Raw genomic sequence first — 15,922 nt, 5'->3', positions numbered from 1 at the left:
GACCGACGCGTGATCAAGATTTCCATTGATGCCATGGGTGGCGATCACGGCCCTTCCGTGATCATTCCTGCCCTGGCCAAGGTCGCCATCAGGCGCACCGATATTCGCTTCATCATCTATGGCCGCGAAGAAGTGGTCCGTCCCGAGCTGGCCAAGTATCCCAAGCTTGCTGCCGTCAACGAGTTCGTGCATTGCGAGGTCGCCGTGCGCATGGACGACAAGCCGAGCCAGGCGCTGCGCCAGGGGCGCTGGAAGTCGTCGATGTGGAAGGCGATCGAAGCGGTCAAGTCGGGCACGTCGGACGCCTGCGTCTCCGCCGGCAACACCGGCGCGCTGATGGCGATGTCGAAATTCTGCCTGCGCACCATGGCGACGATCGACCGCCCCGCCATCGCCGCCCTGTGGCCGACGGCGCGCGGCGAGAGCGTCGTGCTCGACGTCGGCGCCACCATCGGCGCGGATGCGCACCAGCTCACCGATTTCGCCATTCTGGGCACCGGCATGGCTCGCGCCCTGTTCGGCATCGATCGGCCGACTGTCGGCCTGCTCAATGTCGGCGTCGAAGAGATCAAGGGCCAGGAAGAGGTCAAGGAAGCCGGGCGCATGCTGCGCGAGGCCAACATGGCCTCGATGAACTACCAGGGTTTCGTCGAAGGCGACGACATCGGCAAGGGCACCACCGACGTGGTCGTCACCGAGGGCTTTTCCGGCAACATCGCGCTCAAGACCGCCGAAGGCACGGCACGCCAGATCGCCGGCTATCTGCGCGAAGCGATGAGCCGCACGCTGATGGCCAAGATCGGCTATCTCTTTGCCAAGGGCGCTTTCGACCGGCTGCGCGAGAAGATGGACGTGCGTCGCGCCAATGGCGGCGTCTTCCTCGGCCTCAACGGTATCGTGGTGAAAAGCCATGGCGGCGCTGACGCCGACGGCTTCGCTGCTGCCATCGAAATGGCCTATGATATGGTCCGGAACCGGCTGCTCGACCGTATCGAAGCCGACCTCGACCTGTTTCATGCACGCAACCCGCATGCTGCAATGGGTCGCCCCGCGGCCGCGGTCGAAGATCAGGAATAGGATTTTTTCAACGTGATCAGATCAGTTGTGCGCGGCATTGGTTCGGCGCTGCCCCGCCGCATCATGAAGAACGCCGATTTCGAAGGCATGGTCGAGACCTCGGACGAGTGGATCGCCCAGCGCACCGGCATCCGCCAGCGCCACATCGCCGCCGACGACGAGACGACTGCCTCGCTCGGTGAGGCTGCGGCCCGCGCAGCGCTCGACAATGCCGGCCTGACGCCTGACGATATCGACCTGATCGTGCTCGCCACCTCGACGCCGAACAACACCTTTCCCGCAACCGCCGTCGAGATCCAGAACCGGCTCGGCATGCGCCATGGCTTCGCCTTCGACATGCAGGCCGTGTGCAGTGGATTCGTCTACGCCGTCACCACCGCCGACCTCTACATCAAGGGCGGCCTTGCCAGGCGCGTTCTGGTGATCGGCTCGGAGACGTTTTCGCGCATTCTCGACTGGACCGACCGCTCGACCTGCGTGCTGTTTGGCGACGGCGCCGGAGCGCTGGTGCTGGAAGCTGAAGAAAGTGCGGGCACCATCGCCGACCGCGGCGTGCTCGCCGCCAGCCTGCGCTCCGACGGAACGCACAAGGACAAGCTTTATGTCGATGGCGGTCCGTCGACCACCGGCACCGTCGGCCATCTCAAGATGGAAGGCCGCGAGGTCTTCAAGCATGCGGTGGGCATGATCACCGACGTGATCGAGGATGTTTTCGCCCAGACCGGTGTATCAGCCGACACACTGGACTGGTTCGTGCCGCACCAGGCCAACAAGCGCATCATCGATGCCTCGGCCAAGAAGCTCGGCATTGCCGAGGAAAAGGCCGTCGTGACGGTGCATCTGCACGGCAACACGTCGGCCGCCTCGGTGCCGCTGGCGCTTTCGGCTGCCGTTGCCGACGGACGCATCAAGAAGGGCGACCTTGTCATGCTCGAGGCGATGGGCGGCGGTTTCACCTGGGGCGCCGTGCTCGTGAGGTGGTGAGCGCGCAGGCTCAGGCCTCCGCGCGGTGTCTTGAAAAGGTCATCGGATCGGTCCTTGACCTTGACGGATCAATTACTTAACCTCCGGCGCGTTGCTGGATTTCAGATATTGAGGATGGGGCCCGTCGCATGGGGGGAAAGACACTGACACGTGCCGACCTCGCTGAATCCGTCTATCGGAAAGTCGGCCTGTCGCGCACGGAATCGGCGCAGCTGGTCGAAACCGTTCTCGACGAAATCTGCGAAGCAATCGTGCGTGGCGAGACGGTGAAATTGTCGTCTTTCGCCACCTTCCACGTTCGCGACAAGAACGAACGTGTCGGCCGCAACCCCAAGACGGGTGAAGAAGTGCCGATCCTGCCGCGCCGGGTGATGACCTTCAAGGCATCCAACGTGCTCAAGAGCCGTATCCTGCGGGCTCACCAGAACGGCAAGTCCAAGGCCTCGAAGTAGGCAGCCAGCTCCCGATAATCTGGTTGATAGCCTGGTGCGTGATTCGCACCGGGCTTGAATGTTGTTGCCCAAAGCGCTGAAATGGATCACGAATCGTTTTTTGCGAAAGTGGCGACCATGGACAAGAGCCCCGACGCCTTCCGCACCATCAGCGAAGTTGCCGAAGACCTTGATCTGCCGCAGCATGTGCTGCGCTTCTGGGAAACCCGTTTCACCCAGATCAAGCCGATGAAGCGCGGCGGCGGCCGGCGCTATTACCGGCCGCAGGATGTCGAGCTGATCAAGGGCATCCGCCATATGCTCTACGAGCAGGGCTACACCATCAAGGGCGTGCAGAAGCTTTTGCGCGACAATGGCAACCAGTTCCTGGTCGCCATCGGCAGCGGCGACATGAAGGCCGTCGAGGCAATCGCCCAGCGCAAGCAGGCCGAGGCGCCGCTGACGCCGGCAGCGCAGCCGCGCGGCCCCGATGAGGAGATGCTGGTCGGTGAGGCACGCGCCAAGCCGAGCCGCCGCTTCTTCGGCCTGGGCAAGGGCGACGACGAGGGGCCGGTGGCAGCCGATTCCGGCAAGCTGTCGCGCGACAACCGCGCCTTGCTGCAGGAGGCGCTGTTCGATCTGCTCGAATGCAAGCGCCTGCTCGACCAGGTTCGCTGAGGCCGGTCAGGCCGACGAAAATATTCTGCTCGCGAATGAAGAAGTTGGCGGGAAAGCCGACGAATTGGGTTGACCGAAGCGGTCATATCAAGATACATCGCGACCGGTCCGGAGTGTAGCGCAGCCCGGTAGCGCACTTGACTGGGGGTCAAGGGGTCGTCGGTTCGAATCCGGCCACTCCGACCATTAGAACAAAGACTTAACCGCCATCCCCCAGGTTGCGGTTTGCCGATTTCCCCAAGGTTTACATTTACCGTCTCGCTTCGATCTTTTCGGCGTCGATAATGGTTGTCCGAGCCGTGCTGTCAGGCGCAGGGCCGTTGCTGCGGATGCTGTTGCCGTCGACTGCGGTGGTGCAGGTGGTCGTCGATCAGGATTGGCTCTCGGCGTCTGTCGGCATTTGAAGTGCTTCGCGGTAGCGATCCAGATGTTGCTGTCCAAGCCCGGCGGCCCGCACGCGTTCGGGGTTGGTGTTGTCAAGGATGTCGGCGATCTTGACGCGTCGCGCTATCTCGTTGGCGCGCGCCCGCTTGATGAAATCGACATAGGGTTCATCATCCCGGCGTGTGAGCGCGTCGACTGCACGGACAACCGCAGCATCGACCCCCTTGCTCCGCAGCTCGTCCAAAGTGACTTCGGTGTCTTCGACGACGTCATGCAGGACGGCGGCCATTCGGTCTTCGTCGCTGTTGACCGCAAGCATCACCCGGAGCGGATGCAGGATATAGGGCTGCCTCGCCTTGTCGACCTGGCCGTGATGCGCGTTTGCCGCGACAAGGATCGCAGTAGTCAGGTCGCTCATGGCTTCTCCCGCGTCATATGCCGGCACGTCCGTCCCTTGACCGTATCAGAGGCGTTTCATCTTTTCAGCAGGCCTCGATAAGCCGCTGTCGTCGGTTCCGGCCACGTCTTCTCCCGCGATATCATCTGTTTCGAGCGGTTCGCCGGCCGGTGCAAGGCCGTGGTCTTCGGCTTGTCGGCTGCGGTCCCGCGCTTGGCCAAACGAAGAACGCCACGGACGCTGGGTGGCGTCCATGGCGTTGTCTCAGGTCAAAGCCGATGCCGGCGCTGGAGGCTAGCTTGCCGAACCCACCATCACGGCTTCGATCTTGGCGCCGTTGTCATGCTGGTCGATGGCCACCCGCTTGCCGGGAGCCAGCTGCGGCGGGATCGCGACGTCGCGCGGAATGGTGAAGCTCTCGCCATTGGTGAGCGTGATGACGCGGACCGCCGGGTTGAACTTGGCAACGGTGCCATCGACCTCGGTGGCAAGGGCTGCGCCCGACATGAGGGCGAGGGCGGAGGCGGCAAGGATGAGCTTTCTCATTGTACTTCTCCTGTTGCTCGATGACCAAAGCTTGGATCCGGGAGGGGGGACGCCAATTGCTTTGTGCACAGAAGAAACGGCCTGCCGTTGGTTTGGTTCGGTAAACAACTAACACGAATAGCTCACGCGCTTTTGTCGCTGTCATGGTGTCGCACCGGCTTGAATTTCCGACCGCCCGAGAACTTTCGGGCAGAGGTCGGCCGCGGCCGGCCCGGGTGCGGCAGGCGGACCGGGTGCAACAAAAAGCCATGGGCGCGGCGTGCGCCCATGGCTTCACTGTCGTCTTGCCGCGGCGGGCTTACATCATGTCTGGGCCGGCCAGCACGTTGCGGATCTGGTCGCCTTCGTCGTTGAAGAGGATCGAGATCTTTTCGCCGACCTTGACCGAGGGCAGGGCGACATCGCGCGGGATGGTGTAGCTGTCGCCGCCCTGCAGCGTGATGACGCGGGTGTCGGCGTTGAAGCGGGTGACGACGCCGCTGGCGTCGGAGGCGAGAGCCGAACCGGAGAAGAGTGCGAATGCGGCGGCAGCCAAGATGAGCTTGTTCATGATCGTTCTCCTGATGGGGTTGTGCGAGGTGCTGCTTTTGCTGCGGGGCACCTTGCTGATACCGTCAACTACGATCAGCTGGCCGTGCTTGTTACGCGCTGACAGGTAAACTCGAGACACGTTTCGATCACGCGAACGTGCCGCGGGATCGGTGAAACTCCGATGGCGAACGGCCGTTCGCGCGATTGTTTTCGCCTGCGGATCCCGTGTCAGGCACGTCTTGAAACGCAAAAAGCCATGGGTGGGAGGACCCATGGCTTTTTGCTGAAGTGGCCGGCTTGTGGGGCAAGTCAGGCCGTCAAGGCTGTTCCGCCTTAGCGGAGAACGGCATTGACCTTGTCGCCTTCGTCGTTGAGCTGGATCGATACCTTTTCGCCAGCCTGGATCGCCGGGATGGCGACGTCGCGCGGGACGGTGTAGCTCTGGCCGCTCTCGAGTGTAATGACGCGCGCCTGCTCGTTGAACTGAGAAACAACGCCGTTTGCGGAGGAAGCAAATGCGGCACCTGACATCATTGCGACAGCCGAAGCGGCGAGGATGATCTTCTTCATTGTTTTAGTCCTTTCAATGTTCGGTAGCGGATCGACGGTTCGTTGTTTTGTCGTTTCGCTTACCACTGATAGATAGGCACCTAACTTTCCGATTTCCATAGCTGGAGCGGTCACTCTGAGTCACAAAGCAGTCACGCCGAGTTGAGCCGGCAAACCGGTGTCGGACCGTTCACAAATCGGCGCAGTTGTGCGCAACGGCCCTGGCGCAACAGCGAGTCTGGTTGCGCCGTTGTGCGGATGGCTGTGGTCGCAGCCAGGCCCTGCGTGTCCGGATTGTCGTGCGTGTCGTGGATTGCGGAGGCTTGCGGAGCGAAACTGTGCGTCCGTGTTTGCTGTACTGGGCAAGGTAGCGGTCGATGGGGCGGATCTGCGCTTCGTGCCGCGGGCCAGGCGTCGCAAACGAAAAAAGCCACGGGTGGGAGGGCCCGTGGCTTTTTCGGTGGTATCGGCAGTTCAGGGATATCGCGGTTTCCGCTTAGCGGAGGACGCCCTGTACCTTGTCGCCTTCGTCGTTGAGCTGGATCGAAACCTTCTCGCCGGTCTGGATCGACGGGATAGCAACGTCACGCGGAACCGAGTAGCTCTGGCCGCTTTCGAGCGTAATGACGCGAACGGCCGGGTCGAACTTGGCAACAACACCTTCTGCGGACGAAGCAAATGCTGCACCAGACATCAGAGCGATTGCCGAAGCGGCGAGGATGATCTTTTTCATGGGGGTAGTCCTTTCATTTTTCGGTAGCGGATCGGCATTTGTTGTTGTGCCGTCTCGCTGACCACTGTGAGATAGGCGCCTACCTTTCCGATTGCCATAGGCTGATCGGTCACTCTGATTCACAAAGCGGTCACGCTGAGTTGAGCCGGCAAAGCGGTGCCGGACCGTTCACAAAACGCGAATCTTGTGTGCAACGGCGACCGTCGCCGGCGAGTCAGAAACCGGGCGAGGCTTCAGTAGGCGGACGAGGTCTGGGCACGCTGGTGGCGGGCTTCGAGCGCGATCGAGCCCCAGATCAGGCCGAGCAGCAGGTAGAAGTGGCGCCAATGGTCGGTGTCGATGACGGTGCCGAGCGCGATATGGCCGAGGAACACGACATAGGCCGACAGCAGATAGGGCTGCCAGGGCCGGTTGCGCAGCAGGATGCGGAATCCGGCGGCGACGGTCCACACGATCAGCAGGAGGTAGCTGGCAAAGCCGAGCCAGCCATAGTCCATCAACGTCTTCAGCCAGATGTTGTGCGTGTCCTCGCCATAGATCTGGCCGAACACCAGCGCCCCGATGCCGAGAGGTTTCTCGGTCGCCAGAAGGAAGCCGATGGCATAGCGGGCGAAGCGGCCGAGGCGCGCGCCGTCATAATCCTGGACCAGTTGGGCGCGTGTGGTGAACAGCTCGGCGATGCTGGGGATCTGCAGCACGATCAAAAGCGCAACTGTCAGCAGCGCGATCGCCGCGATGCTCATCACCACGATCCGCAGCCGGAACCTGCCGCTGTCGCTTTGCAGGAACAGGAAGCCGGTGAGCAGGATGGCCGAGGCGCCGAACAGCCCCCAGGCGCCGCGCGAGAACGACAGGAAGATGCCGCCGGTGACGATGAGCAGCGGCACCGCATAGATCGCCATCTTGAGCGGATTGCCTGTCAGCACCCGGTAGAGCAGGTAGATGCCGGGCAGGGTGAGGAAGGGGCCGAAGACGTTCGGGTCCTGGAAGGCGCCGGCGGCGCGGCCATATTTGGTGAACATCTCCGCCCCGGGCACGGCGCCGAAATAGCCGAGCATGCCGAGCACCGAGGTGAACACTGCCGACGCCACCCAGGACAGGAAGATCACCCTGAACAGCCTCGGATCGGCTTCAGTGACCGCGGCGAAGAAGATGGCGGTGAAGCCGAGGAACAGCGACACGGCGAGATAGAGCGGCGTGTTCATCAGCTCCGCCATCTGCGTCATCGCAATCATGCCGCCGATGTTGAAGGTCACGATCAGCACCAGCAACGGGGTGATGGCACGCGAAATGCGCAGGCCGAACAGCGACCACACCGCGATCAGCCCGGCCATGTAGAGTTCGTAAGGCGCCGGCTCGCGGATGACGAAGCCCGACAGCAATACGCCCAGCGCAATGGCGCCGGTGGCGATGAGCCCGATCAGCTTGGCGTTGATCGCGGCCCGCGGCAGATCATAGCTGATCGCGCTCAATAGGCGTTTTCCGTGTCGAGCAGGCGGATCGGCGTCAGGAACAGGATCTTGATGTCGAACCAGAGCGACCAGTTCTCGATGTAGTAGAGGTCGAACTCGGTGCGCTTGCGGATCTTCTCGTCGGTGTCCATCTCGCCGCGCCAGCCATTGATCTGGGCCCAGCCGGTGACGCCGGGCTTGACCTTGTGGCGGGCGAAGTAGCCGTCGACCACTTCATTGTAGAGCAGGTTGTGCGACTGCGCCGCAATCGCATGCGGGCGCGGGCCGACCAGGGACAGGCTGCCGAACAGCGAATTGAAGAACTGTGGCAGCTCGTCGATCGAGGTCTTGCGGATGATGCGGCCGACGCGGGTGACGCGCGGGTCGTTCTTGGTCACCGTCTTTTTCGCCGAGGGGTCGGACAGCTCGGTGAACATCGAGCGGAACTTGTAGACCTCGATCACCTCGTTGTTGAAGCCGTGGCGCTTCTGCTTGAACAGCACCGGGCCCTTGCTGTCGAGCTTGATGGCGATCGCGGTTGCCAGCATGACGGGCGAAAAGACGACGATGCCGAACAGGCTGAAGATGATGTCGAAGGCCCGCTTGGCGACCGAATCCCAGTCGTTGATCGGCTTGTCGAAAATGTCGAGCATCGGCACCGCGCCGATATAGGAATAGGAGCGCGGCCGGAACTGCAGCTGGTTGGAATGCGCCGACAGGCGGATGTCGACGGGCAGCACCCAGAGCTTCTTGAGCAGCTGCAGAACCCGGGTTTCGGCCGTCAGCGGCAGCGACACGATCAGCATGTCGATGCGCGCGATGCGGGCGAATTCCAACAGTTCCGAGACGGTGCCGAGCTTGGGATAGCCGGCGACGATCGGCGGTGAACGCCGGTCGTCGCGGTCGTCGAAGATGCCGCAAATGCGGATGTCGTTGTAGGGGTGCTGCTCGATCGAGCGGATCAGCACTTCGGCTGCCTTGCCGCCGCCGACGATGACTGCCCGCCGCTCCATGCGGCCGTTGCGGGCCCAGCGCCGGATGACCCGTGCCATGATCAGGCGTTGGACGACGAGCAGCGCCAGCCCGATGACGAACCAGCTGCCGAACAGCAGGCGCGAAAACTCCGCCGAAACCTTCATGAAGAAGGCAGTGACCGCCATCAGGGCGAAGGTGGTGGCCCAGCACAGCGCCATCCGTCCCAGTGAGACGCCCGCCCGCATCAGCGACTGCAGCTGGTAGCAGTCCATGATCTCGAAAAGGACGATCGCGGCCAGCGAGGCGGCGAGGATGACCAGCGGATATTGCCAGCTCAGATGGCCGAGGAATCCGACATGATAGGCATAGAGTGCCAAGCCCGTGACGAAAAGCATGCCGAATTCGGTCAGGCGCAGGATGCCGCTGAGCATGACCGGGGACATCGTGTCGCGACGGTACTGCGCTGCCACCTCTTGCGCGACATTGCTCAGCTTGGGCTTGTCGGTCGATTTGCCGTCGCCGTCAGCCGCCTTCACGGCTTCCGGGGTGAAGCGGCGCTTTGGGTCGAAGTTGTTCATCGTCGTCGATCTGTTGGCCGGTCGCCCGTTTGCCAGATTGACATATCAAAGATGAGCTAAGAAACCCTTGAACAACAAAATTGTCTTGTAGCGTATTTCAGGCGCGTTTTTTCGGCAGTGCGGAGAAGTAGGCTTTCTCGACTTCGCGGGCCATCACGTCGACGCCGAAACGGGCCTTGAGCTCGGCGGTGTCGGGCATCGCGGCGGCATAGGCAGCAGGCGACCGGAAGGCCTCGATCATCTTCAGGCCGATTTCGCCAGCGTCCGGATTGACCAGCGCCGGCGACCGGGCTCCGAGAATCTCCGGAATGCCGCCGACCGATGTGGCCACGATCGGCTTTGCGGCGGCAAGCGTCTCCAGCACGATGTAGGGCATCGCCTCGGCGCGCGACGGCACGACGACGAAGCGGGCAAGCGCAAACGCCTGGCGCGCCGGCATCGGCGCAAGGAAGCGGATCTTGCCGTCGAGCTCGAGCCTTTCGACCTGCGCGTGGTAGCGCGGCAGATCCTCGCCGTCGCCGACCATGACAGCGGTGACGTCCTTGTCGAGTTCCTGCCTTGCCGCCTTCACCGCGTCGATGAACATGTCGGGACCCTTCAGGTCGCGCATCATGCCGATATAGAGAAAGTCGGCGGCATCGGGCTGAGCTGCCACCGGTTCGAATTCCGCGGCGCTGAGGCCGTTATAGACCAGGCTGTTGGGCACGCGCGGCTCACCGACCTTGCGGATGAAGGTGCGGCGTTCGTAGTCGGAGACGAACAGCAGATGATCGGTGAAACGCTCCATCAGGCGTTCGAGCCCGAAGAACAGCTTTCCGGTCATCGTCCTTTCGTCATAGTGCAGAGTGCCGCCATGCGGCGAATAGAGGCGGGCCACGCAATACCTTGAAACCCGCAACAGTGAGCCGAACGCACGCGCATAGGCACCACCCTTGGCGCCATGCCCGTGCAGCACGTCCGGCCGCAATTCCTTGATGATCTTGTAGGTGCGCCAGCCCGCCGCGATGTCGCCTGGCCCGATATGACGCTGCATCGACGTGCGCCTGATGCCGAGCGCCAGCATCGGCCGGATCGCCTCGAACAGGTGCTCCTCATGCTCGCCGCCGGTGGTCGAGTCGCAGATGATGCCGACCTGGTGGCCGGCGGCCACCTGGGCTTCGGTCAGATCACGCACATGCCTGAAGATGCCGCCGACCGGCGACCTGAAGCAATGGACGATCCTGAGCTGGCGGGGCGGGGTCTGCTGCACGGCGGCTTAGAACAGCCGCTCGCGCACGTAGATCGTGTCGCCGGGCAGAAGCGGGTCCGTGGTCAGCACGCGGCCGGTCATCACCTTGCCGTTGATGTCGCGGGTGATGTCGACATTGCCCTGGTTGGCGCGGGCGCTGTAGCCGCCGGCCATGGCCACGGCCTTCTGGACGGTCAGGCCGGGAACATAGGAGTATTGGCCGGCCGCACCCACTTCGCCCATGACGAAGATCGGCCGGTAGCGATCGACCTCGACCGAAACGTCAGGATCGCGCAGATAGCCCTGGCGCAGCTTGGCGGCCAGCGCCTTTTCGACCTCCTGCGCAGTATAGCCGCGCGCCGGCACGCCGCCGACGAGCGGGAAGGAGATGTAGCCCGACTGGTCGACGCTGTAGGTGTTGGTCAGGCCTTCCTGCTCGAAGACGGTGACGCGAATGCGGTCGCCGGCGCCGAGACGGTAGGGCTGGTCGAGAACTTCATGAAAGGCGGCAGGCGCGGGGCGATAGCTCGAGCAGCCGCTGACGACCAGCATGGCTGCGAGAAGCGCATGGCAAATGGGAAGGGAGCTTTTCATTTCTGCAGACACACCTTCGACGGCTTGCCGCCATGCCGCGGAATATTGGGCAGCGGAATATTGGTTCGCGCCAGTTATCGACTTGTTAGGGTTAATGCCCGGTAAAGGGCGCGGCCCATCTTGCATGGCCTGGGTTGTAGATGAGGCTGCGCTGTTAACGCATGGGTTACCATGTTTGTTTACCGTGCAGTCTGCTCAGCCTCGGAGTAGGAACTGCATGTCTGGCGTCCAATCCACTGCCGGTGATGTCGATGTCGATCTGCGTCAGCTCTTCGCCAGTCTTGCGAGGAACTGGCTGCGCCTGCTGCTGTTTTCTGTTGCCGTCACTGCTCTTGCCTTCGTGCTGACGTCGCTGGCGACGCCGAAATACCGCGCCGAGACCCGGCTTCTGATCGAAACGCGCGAGTCCGTCTTCACCAGGCCCGACGGCAGCGGCGACAACGAACGTCCGATCCTCGACGAGGAGGGGGTGACGAGCCAGGTCGAGGTCATCGGTTCGACCGACATCCTCAAGCAGGTTGCCAGGAAGCTCGACCTCGCCAGCCTGCCGGAGTTCGACGCCGCTTCGGAGATGTCGACGATATCGCGCCTGCTGGTGATTGCCGGGCTGAAGAGCGATCCCAGCGAGCTGCCGCCCGAAGAGCGTGTGCTCAAGGCATTCCGAGAACAGCTGACCGTCTATCGCGTCGAAAAATCGCGCGTCATCGTCATCCAGTTCTCCTCGGCCGATCCCAAGCTTGCGGCGGCGGTGCCCAATGCGATCGCAGACGCCTATCTCGAATTCCAGCGCGGTTCGAAACTCGAGTCGAGCACCGAGGCGACCGATTGGCTGAAGCCCGAGATCGCCGACCTCAACAAGCGCGTCAAGGATGCCGAGGCCAAGGTCGCCAGCTTCCGCTCGCAATCCGACCTGCTCGTCGGGCAGAACAATTCCGCACTTGCCACCCAGCAGCTGTCCGAACTTTCGAGCGAGCTGTCGCGTGTCCGTGCCGGCCGTTCGGCCGCCGAGGCCACGGCGCAGAGCGTGCGCCAGGCCTTGAAGGGCGGCGGGTCGATCGACGCCATCCCGGAGGTGCTGTCGTCAGGCCTGATCCAGCGCCTGCGCGAGCGCCAGATTCAGCTGCGCGCCGATATCGCCGATCTTTCGACCTCGCTTTTGCCCAATCATCCGCGCATACGGGCGCTGAATTCCCAGCTTTCGGACCTCGACGCGCAGATCCGCTCGCAGGCTGAAAAGGTGCTTGTCGGACTGGTCAACGAGGCCAGCAGCGCCGACCTGCGCGAAAAGCAGCTTGTCGCCGACCTCAACCGGCTGAAGGTCGAGTCGGCCCGCGTCTCCGAGGAGGAGGTCGAACTGCGCGCCTTGGAGCGTGAGGCCGCAGCCCAGCGCGCGCTGCTCGAATCCTATCTCACCCGCTATCGCGAAGCCGCATCGCGTCAGGACCGCAACTATCTGCCGGTCGACGCGCGCGTGTTTTCGACAGCGATCGTTCCGTCCGAATCCTACTTTCCCAAGGTCGTCCCGATCGTCGGCGCCGCCTTCGTCGGTTCGCTGCTGCTGATGGCTATATTCACCCTGCTGCAGGAGTTGTTCTCCGGTCGCGCCATGCGCCCCGCCGCCGGCGCCCGCGTTACACCTGTGACGGTGGCGATGCCGGCGCGCCACGCCGCCGAGCTGCCGGAAGATGACGCGCCCCGGGCCTGGGTTGAAGCAGAAGAGCCGGCGGTTCCAGCTCCGCTTGCCGACGTCGACGGCGCGCTGCAGGAGATGGTCGATACGCAGGACGATCTTGCCGTCGCCGATGAGCCCGCCGCGGAACCCATGCAAGCGCCGACCCATGGCGGCATCAGCATCGAGACGGCGGCGGAAAGGCTGATTGCCGGGGGTGCCGCGCGTGCCATCTTCGTTTCACCCGAGGGCGACGATGCGGCAGCGACAGCGGTACTGGTTGCCCGCGAAGTCGCCGATTCCGGCCTGCGTGTGCTGCTGCTCGATTTGACCGCTTCGGGTGCCGCAGCAGGGCCGATGCTCGATGGTGGCCGTTATCCCGGTATCACCAACCTGCTCGCCTCCGAAGCCCAGTTCACCGATGTCATCCGCGCCGACCATTATTCCGATTGCGATGTCATGCCGGTCGGCACAGCCGATCCGGCGCGCGCCATGCGTGCCGCCGATCGACTGCCGATCATCATGGACTCGCTGACGACCGCCTATGACCTCGTCGTCGTCGAATGCGGCCCGGCCGACGCCGGCGAGATCACGCGGCTTGTCGGCGACGGCACCGAGGTGCTGGTCAGCTTCCTCCACCATGACGACGAGATTGCCTATGTCGCCGACGGCCTGCGTGCCGGTGGTTACGAGGACGTCATTCTCGTCACTCCGGTCGGCCATTACCTGCCGACGACGCCGGAGCCGACCCGGACAGCTGCCTGAGCTAATCTTCTTCGGGGGGCGCCGCCGCTGCCGGCTTGCCGCGCACGCCTGAACGCAAGCGTTTGATCAGCGCCCACAGCCTGTCGTTGTTCTTGACAACGCTTTTGGCGCGCGACAGCGACCTCAGGCCAAGCGAATAGACGCGGCCCTTGGCCGTCAGCGGCGCCAGCACATCGGCATGCTGGATCTCGAGGTCGCACCACTGCCGCTTGTAAGGCTCGTCGCCGACGCTGAAATCGTAGACACCGAAGCCCTGGCCGCAGGCTTCCGATATGTTGTCGAAGAACAGGTATTCGCCTGGGCTGGCATGGGCCAGTTCGTCGTCTGAAATGGCGCCGAACTCGCAGATCAGTCGATTTCCGGCACGGCTCGAGCCGGTCACCGCGCGATACTTGCCGCCGACTTCGAGCCCGTGCAGGACGAAGGATGGATGTTCGCTTGACAGCGCGTCGACGAACAGCTTGCGGAAGAATGTGCGTACGTTGGTCTCGGCAAACACGTCGGTGATGCCCATCGCGCCAAAGCGCTGCTCTTTCATGGCGAAGAACGCGTCGAGCATGGCATTGGCCTCGACGGTCGTCGTTGCCATCGTGCGCCGTGCGCCGCCGAAAGCTTCGTATTTTCGCTCCTGGCTGCGATGCCGCTTGCGCTTCTTCTTGCCGCTGGTTCGCGTCAGCACGCGCTCGAAGCCGCCGTCGAGATCGACGGCAAGGGCGACATTCGGGCTCGGCGCCGACGGCAGCCTCAGCAATGGATTGGGCAGGCCATCGAGGTCGCTGAACAGGCGGTCGAAGGCAACGAGATCGATATCCGGCCGGGCCGTGCCGATTGCGCGGACGAGGACCCCGATGTCGTCGATGCTGGCCGCCGCAAGCCAGTTCCTGTCGGCAGCCGGAAAGTTGCCGTTGGCATGTTTGCCGCCCAAAAACCTGGCAATGCGAAACGGCCCTTCGCGGACGACTTCAAGGGCAAGCGACATGACCGGCCGGCCATTGGCGCTCAAAGTGGCCAGGATGGCGTCGGGTTTGTAGGTCTCGATCCAGGCGGCAACCCATTCCGGGCTCTGGGCCGGCGCATGGATGTTGGTGAACTTGCCGTAGGCGCTCAACGCATCGCACGAAGCCGCCAGCACAACTGCCGTCGTCGCGTTGCCGGTGGCGGCAGCATGACGGAGCAAGGCATTGTCGCTGGGGGCAGTAGCGTCAACCATACTTCAATCCTTGCCGGCTATTGGTCGGCATATATGGAGCATTCCTCGGTATGCTCGACGCCACCGAGCCTAGGCGCCAAAGGTGAAGGAATGATCGACATAGCCAGAAAGCTGGCTTTCCTGCTGATCGGATATGGTGGGCTTGGCGCTCTGGCCAAGCCGCTGGTGGGCGGCGTCGGCGTTATCCTCATGCTGCACCGGGTCAGTGCGTTGCTCGACCGGCCCGACGGCCCCAATCGTCACCTGACCATAACGCCCGGCTTTCTCGACGTGCTTATCGGCGAGATGAAGCGGCTCGGTTATGCCTTCGTCTCGATGGATGAGGTTGTCGGCCGCCTGAACTCCGGCCGCAGGACGGGGCCCTTCGCAGCGCTCACTGCCGACGACGCCTATCGCGACAATCTCCTCGAGGCCTTGCCGGTTCTCGAGAGCCATGGCGCGCCCATCACCATCTATGTCGCGCCGGGGCTCACCTCGGGAGCTGCCGACCTGTGGTGGGAGGTTCTCGACGACATCGTCGAAGCCGGCAAGCCGGTGACGGCCACGGTCATGGGCGAACAACGCACATTCGAATGCGCCACGCCGCGTGACCGCAAAGGCGCTTTCCTTGAACTGTCCGACTGGCTGACGTCGGAAGTGTCGGAAGAAGATCAGCGACAGGTGCTGCGCGGCCTGGCCGAGCAGGTTGGCGTCGACGCCTCGGCGCCAAACCGCGACCTGTTGATGAATTGGACCGAGATCAGGCGAGCCGCCAGCCACAAGCTGGTCACGATCGGGGCCCACACGGTCCATCACTGCAATCTCAAGCGCCTCGAAGCCGGCAAGGCGCTGCGCGAGATGCACCGCTCGCGCAGTCTGATCGAGGCCGAATTGGGCGAGGCACCGCAGCATTTCGCCTATCCTTACGGCTACGCGGCGGCGGCTGGCATGCGCGAGACCCATCTGGCGCGCGAGGCCGGCTTCGTGTCGGCGGTCACGACCCGGCACGGCGTTCTTGTACCCGGCCATGCCGCGCATATGCATGCTTTGCCGCGGATTTCGGTCAACGGCCGCTACCAGGATCTCGCATCGATGCGCGCCATGCTGTCGGGCGCGACGACATTGATCACCAATGGCGGTCGCAAGCTCGTGACTGTGTAGGT

The 15,922-nt window shown here is 63.2% G+C and carries 17 protein-coding genes and 1 tRNA gene; 7 read left to right on the top strand and 11 right to left on the bottom strand.

The features are described from left to right. Window positions 1-9 precede the first annotated feature (9 nt). The 5 genes from plsX to SLT36_RS18970 all read left to right on the top strand — a co-directional run bounded on the left by plsX (window position 10) and on the right by SLT36_RS18970 (window position 3,356). On the top strand, window positions 10-1,077 hold the full coding sequence (plsX, locus tag SLT36_RS18990) for a phosphate acyltransferase PlsX (RefSeq protein WP_432283925.1): 1,068 nt from the start codon (window positions 10-12) through the stop codon (window positions 1,075-1,077). Between the two features lie 12 nt (window positions 1,078-1,089). Then, window positions 1,090-2,061 carry a beta-ketoacyl-ACP synthase III gene (locus SLT36_RS18985; protein WP_182575608.1) on the top strand — a complete coding sequence of 324 codons (972 nt, stop codon included), beginning with the start codon at window positions 1,090-1,092 and terminating at the stop codon, window positions 2,059-2,061. Between the two features lie 128 nt (window positions 2,062-2,189). After that, entirely contained in the window at window positions 2,190-2,513 is a 324-nt protein-coding gene (locus SLT36_RS18980) for an integration host factor subunit alpha (protein ID WP_067962942.1), read from the top strand. Window positions 2,514-2,630: 117 nt separating this feature from the next. Continuing rightward, window positions 2,631-3,170 (top strand): MerR family transcriptional regulator, encoded by a 540-nt coding sequence (locus SLT36_RS18975; RefSeq protein WP_067966704.1) that lies wholly within the window; start codon window positions 2,631-2,633, stop codon window positions 3,168-3,170. A 109-nt stretch (window positions 3,171-3,279) separates the two neighbouring features. Continuing rightward, window positions 3,280-3,356: transfer RNA gene (locus tag SLT36_RS18970), tRNA-Pro, on the top strand. Window positions 3,357-3,540: 184 nt separating this feature from the next. Here SLT36_RS18970 and SLT36_RS18965 read toward each other — a convergent pair. The 10 genes from SLT36_RS18965 to SLT36_RS18920 all read right to left on the bottom strand — a co-directional run bounded on the left by SLT36_RS18965 (window position 3,541) and on the right by SLT36_RS18920 (window position 11,136). Beyond that, window positions 3,541-3,972 carry an HD domain-containing protein gene (locus tag SLT36_RS18965; protein WP_432283924.1) on the bottom strand — a complete coding sequence of 144 codons (432 nt, stop codon included), beginning with the start codon at window positions 3,970-3,972 and terminating at the stop codon, window positions 3,541-3,543. A gap of 45 nt (window positions 3,973-4,017) precedes the next feature. Beyond that, window positions 4,018-4,206 carry a hypothetical protein gene (locus SLT36_RS18960; protein WP_432283923.1) on the bottom strand — a complete coding sequence of 63 codons (189 nt, stop codon included), beginning with the start codon at window positions 4,204-4,206 and terminating at the stop codon, window positions 4,018-4,020. Between the two features lie 39 nt (window positions 4,207-4,245). After that, on the bottom strand, window positions 4,246-4,497 hold the full coding sequence (locus tag SLT36_RS18955) for a hypothetical protein (protein WP_310326756.1): 252 nt from the start codon (window positions 4,495-4,497) through the stop codon (window positions 4,246-4,248). 298 nt (window positions 4,498-4,795) lie between these two features. After that, the gene (locus SLT36_RS18950; RefSeq protein ID WP_432283922.1) at window positions 4,796-5,047 is read right to left on the bottom strand and encodes a DUF1344 domain-containing protein; all 252 of its coding nucleotides are present in this window, start codon (window positions 5,045-5,047) and stop codon (window positions 4,796-4,798) included. 314 nt (window positions 5,048-5,361) lie between these two features. Further along, window positions 5,362-5,598 (bottom strand): DUF1344 domain-containing protein, encoded by a 237-nt coding sequence (locus tag SLT36_RS18945; RefSeq protein WP_067962929.1) that lies wholly within the window; start codon window positions 5,596-5,598, stop codon window positions 5,362-5,364. 475 nt (window positions 5,599-6,073) lie between these two features. Next, entirely contained in the window at window positions 6,074-6,310 is a 237-nt protein-coding gene (locus SLT36_RS18940; protein WP_067962926.1) for a DUF1344 domain-containing protein, read from the bottom strand. Between the two features lie 233 nt (window positions 6,311-6,543). Continuing rightward, window positions 6,544-7,782 (bottom strand): O-antigen ligase family protein, encoded by a 1,239-nt coding sequence (locus tag SLT36_RS18935; RefSeq protein WP_432283921.1) that lies wholly within the window; start codon window positions 7,780-7,782, stop codon window positions 6,544-6,546. Next, window positions 7,779-9,314, bottom strand: a complete 1,536-nt coding sequence (locus SLT36_RS18930) for an undecaprenyl-phosphate glucose phosphotransferase (RefSeq protein WP_432283920.1) — start codon at window positions 9,312-9,314, stop codon at window positions 7,779-7,781. Before SLT36_RS18930 ends, SLT36_RS18935 begins: the two co-directional genes overlap by 4 nt. A gap of 97 nt (window positions 9,315-9,411) precedes the next feature. Beyond that, on the bottom strand, window positions 9,412-10,563 hold the full coding sequence (locus SLT36_RS18925; RefSeq protein ID WP_432283919.1) for a glycosyltransferase family 4 protein: 1,152 nt from the start codon (window positions 10,561-10,563) through the stop codon (window positions 9,412-9,414). Between the two features lie 6 nt (window positions 10,564-10,569). Further along, the gene (locus SLT36_RS18920; protein WP_432283918.1) at window positions 10,570-11,136 is read right to left on the bottom strand and encodes a polysaccharide biosynthesis/export family protein; all 567 of its coding nucleotides are present in this window, start codon (window positions 11,134-11,136) and stop codon (window positions 10,570-10,572) included. A 217-nt stretch (window positions 11,137-11,353) separates the two neighbouring features. On the opposite strand from SLT36_RS18920, the gene SLT36_RS18915 reads away from it, so the two are divergent. Then, a complete protein-coding gene (locus SLT36_RS18915) occupies window positions 11,354-13,570 on the top strand; it encodes a GumC family protein (RefSeq protein ID WP_432283917.1) in 2,217 nt (738 codons plus the stop codon). A gap of 1 nt (window position 13,571) precedes the next feature. On the opposite strand, the gene SLT36_RS18910 is transcribed toward SLT36_RS18915, so the two are convergent. Continuing rightward, window positions 13,572-14,780, bottom strand: coding sequence for a GNAT family N-acetyltransferase (locus tag SLT36_RS18910; protein WP_432283916.1), 1,209 nt, complete (start codon window positions 14,778-14,780; stop codon window positions 13,572-13,574). Between the two features lie 90 nt (window positions 14,781-14,870). Between SLT36_RS18910 and SLT36_RS18905 the strand changes: the two genes are divergently transcribed. Continuing rightward, a complete protein-coding gene (locus SLT36_RS18905; RefSeq protein ID WP_432283915.1) occupies window positions 14,871-15,920 on the top strand; it encodes a polysaccharide deacetylase family protein in 1,050 nt (349 codons plus the stop codon). The last annotated feature ends 2 nt before the right edge of the window (window positions 15,921-15,922 follow it).

Origin of the sequence: Aminobacter sp. BA135 (assembly GCF_050859125.1) — a bacterium.
In the GTDB taxonomy this organism is placed as follows: Bacteria; Pseudomonadota; Alphaproteobacteria; order Rhizobiales; family Rhizobiaceae; genus Aminobacter; species Aminobacter ciceronei.
This window is presented reverse-complemented; position numbering and strand designations above follow the sequence as displayed.